This is a genomic window from Candidatus Sordicultor fermentans (assembly GCF_012728195.1).
Taxonomy (GTDB): domain Bacteria; phylum Atribacterota; class Atribacteria; order Atribacterales; family Caldatribacteriaceae; genus Sordicultor; species Sordicultor fermentans.
Genome location: NZ_JAAYFP010000172.1, coordinates 1 through 2,300 on the forward strand (window position 1 = coordinate 1; position 2,300 = coordinate 2,300).

Sequence of the window (2,300 nt, forward strand, 5' to 3'; positions counted from 1 at the left end):
TCCCCCGAAGACACAGAGCATAGTTCCTTGCTTGATTTTTCATATCAATAAGGATATTATGGAACCAAGAAGGGGGGTGCTTATATGTGCATTTAGCCACAGCGTTATTAACCTCCGGTGATGCATGGGAAAAGCCGACATTTTTTAAAAAACACAAAGGAGGTTTTCTCACATGTCTAAGCTGATTGATAATAGTTATAAGCTTTTTATTGATGGCAAGTGGGTTGATGGCAAAGAAGGTAAAGTATACCAGGAATATAACCCGGCTAACGGTGAATTGCTTGCCACCTGTGTAGAGGCGGGGAAAGAAGATGTTGACATGGCAGTAAATGCAGCCTGGAGGGCATTTGAAACCTGGAAAGATACGAGCCCCCAGGAGCGTGCAGCTATGTTGCTGAAAATAGCTGACTTAATCGATGAGAATGCAGAAAAATTAGCCATGATAGAGACTCTCGACAATGGTAAGCCAATACGTGAAACTTCTACTATAGACGTTCCCTTGAGTTCAGACCATTTTCGTTATTTTGCATCAGCCATACGAGCGGCAGAAGGTGAAGCGGTGATGATTGATAAAGACACTATGAGTATCATTTTAAGAGAGCCAATAGGTGTCGTAGGTCAAATAGTACCCTGGAATTTCCCGCTTCTCATGGCCGCATGGAAGCTGGCTCCCGCTATAGCAGCCGGCGATTGTGTGGTGCTCAAACCTTCTTCTGAGACATCTTTGAGCACGTTAGAGCTTGCCAAGCTCATGAGTGAGGTTTTGCCCCCCGGCGTTGTAAACATCGTCACTGGCCGAGGTTCCACCACCGGAAATTACATGCTCGAACATGAAGGTTTCCGTAAATTAGCTTTTACAGGCTCCACAGAAGTCGGCTACACCGTGGCTGAAGCAGCGGCCAAAAAGCTTATCCCTGCTACACTTGAGCTGGGTGGCAAGTCAGCTAATATTTACTTTGAAGATGCACCATGGGATAAAGCTATGGAAGGCCTGTTGATAGGCATTTTATTTAACCAGGGACAGGTCTGTTGTGCAGGCTCCCGGGTGTTTGTCCACGATTCAATCTATGATAAATTCCTCTCTGATGCCGTGGCAGCTTTTGAAAAGGTAAAAGTAGGTCTTCCATGGGAAAAAGACACTCAAATGGGCTCGCAAATCAACGAAGCCCAGCTCAAAAAAATTCTCTCCTATATAGAGATAGGTAAAAAAGAAGGGGCTAAAGTAGCCACCGGTGGTTACCGTATCACCGACCATGGTCTCGACAAAGGCTATTTCATGAAACCCACCATTTTAGTAGACGTAAATAACAAGATGAGAGTAGCTCAAGAAGAAATCTTCGGGCCGGTGGTCTGTTTCATCCGCTTCAAAGATGAAGATGAAGTCATCAAGATGGCTAATGATACCGAATATGGTCTTGCTGGTGCGGTGTGGACTAAAGATATCAACCGGGCCTTACGCGTAGCCAGAGGCATCGAAGCTGGTAGAATATGGGTGAATGATTATAATAATTTGCCCGCCCATGCCCCATTCGGCGGTTACAAAAAATCCGGAATCGGACGCGAGACACACAAGGTCGTTCTTGAACATTATACCCAAATGAAAAATATCTTTATCAGCCTCACTGAAGAAAAAGCAGGACTCTACTGAATACATAATAGCTAATAAAGGTAGTGATTGTAATGATTACTAAAGATACCCCGGTCGAGGAAATTATGCAAAAGTACGACGTTCTTGCTTATTTCCTGGAAAATGGGATCTCTCCATTTAGCTGTGCCGGTGCTTTCCCTCAAAGTTTGGGTAAATTGCTTGAAATTAAAAAAGTAAAAGACCCTGATGCTTTTATAGCAGGACTTAATGCATGGATCGATGAAAAAGAGCGGGGTTTATAAACCCCGCTCTTTTATGACAATATAGGGCAGATAACTTTTTCGTTTTCTCTACCTCGGTTGAATCAAGAAAAACAGTCAGTTCTCCAGGTCTTCTGGCCTCACTAAACCCATTTCTACCAATATTTCTCCCAAAGGTTTAGGATAGAACTTCTGGGCTCTCAGGGCTTCTACCAATTGTTCTTCATTTATTAATCCCCTATCTAGAAGCTTTTCTCCTAACCGAGGAAATTGAGGTAAAGAGTCTGGTTCTTCCAGGCTTTGAAGTGCTTGAGCAATAAGAGAAGGACTGGATAGAACTACAGAGAGATTCCTTCCTCCTAAACTTTCTTTTATTTCCTGTTGAGCTTCCAAAGGAAGAGGAGCTCCGGCAGCTAAAATTACTGAATGCTTGGTTATCGCTACTGGCATAA

At 43.6% G+C, this 2,300-nt stretch carries 2 protein-coding genes and 1 pseudogene; 2 read left to right on the top strand and 1 reads right to left on the bottom strand.

Features of this window, described 5'->3' with window-relative positions; all coding sequences use genetic code 11:
* The first annotated feature begins 172 nt into the window (after positions 1-172).
* On the top strand, positions 173-1,648 hold the full coding sequence (locus GXZ17_RS08810) for an aldehyde dehydrogenase family protein (protein ID WP_409376919.1): 1,476 nt from the start codon (positions 173-175) through the stop codon (positions 1,646-1,648).
* 32 nt (positions 1,649-1,680) lie between these two features.
* The gene (locus tag GXZ17_RS08815) at positions 1,681-1,890 is read left to right on the top strand and encodes a hypothetical protein (RefSeq protein ID WP_409376920.1); all 210 of its coding nucleotides are present in this window, start codon (positions 1,681-1,683) and stop codon (positions 1,888-1,890) included.
* Between the two features lie 75 nt (positions 1,891-1,965).
* Here the strand turns inward: GXZ17_RS08815 and GXZ17_RS08820 are convergent.
* A pseudogene (locus GXZ17_RS08820) lies at positions 1,966-2,300 on the bottom strand (type II/IV secretion system protein); the annotation flags it as partial.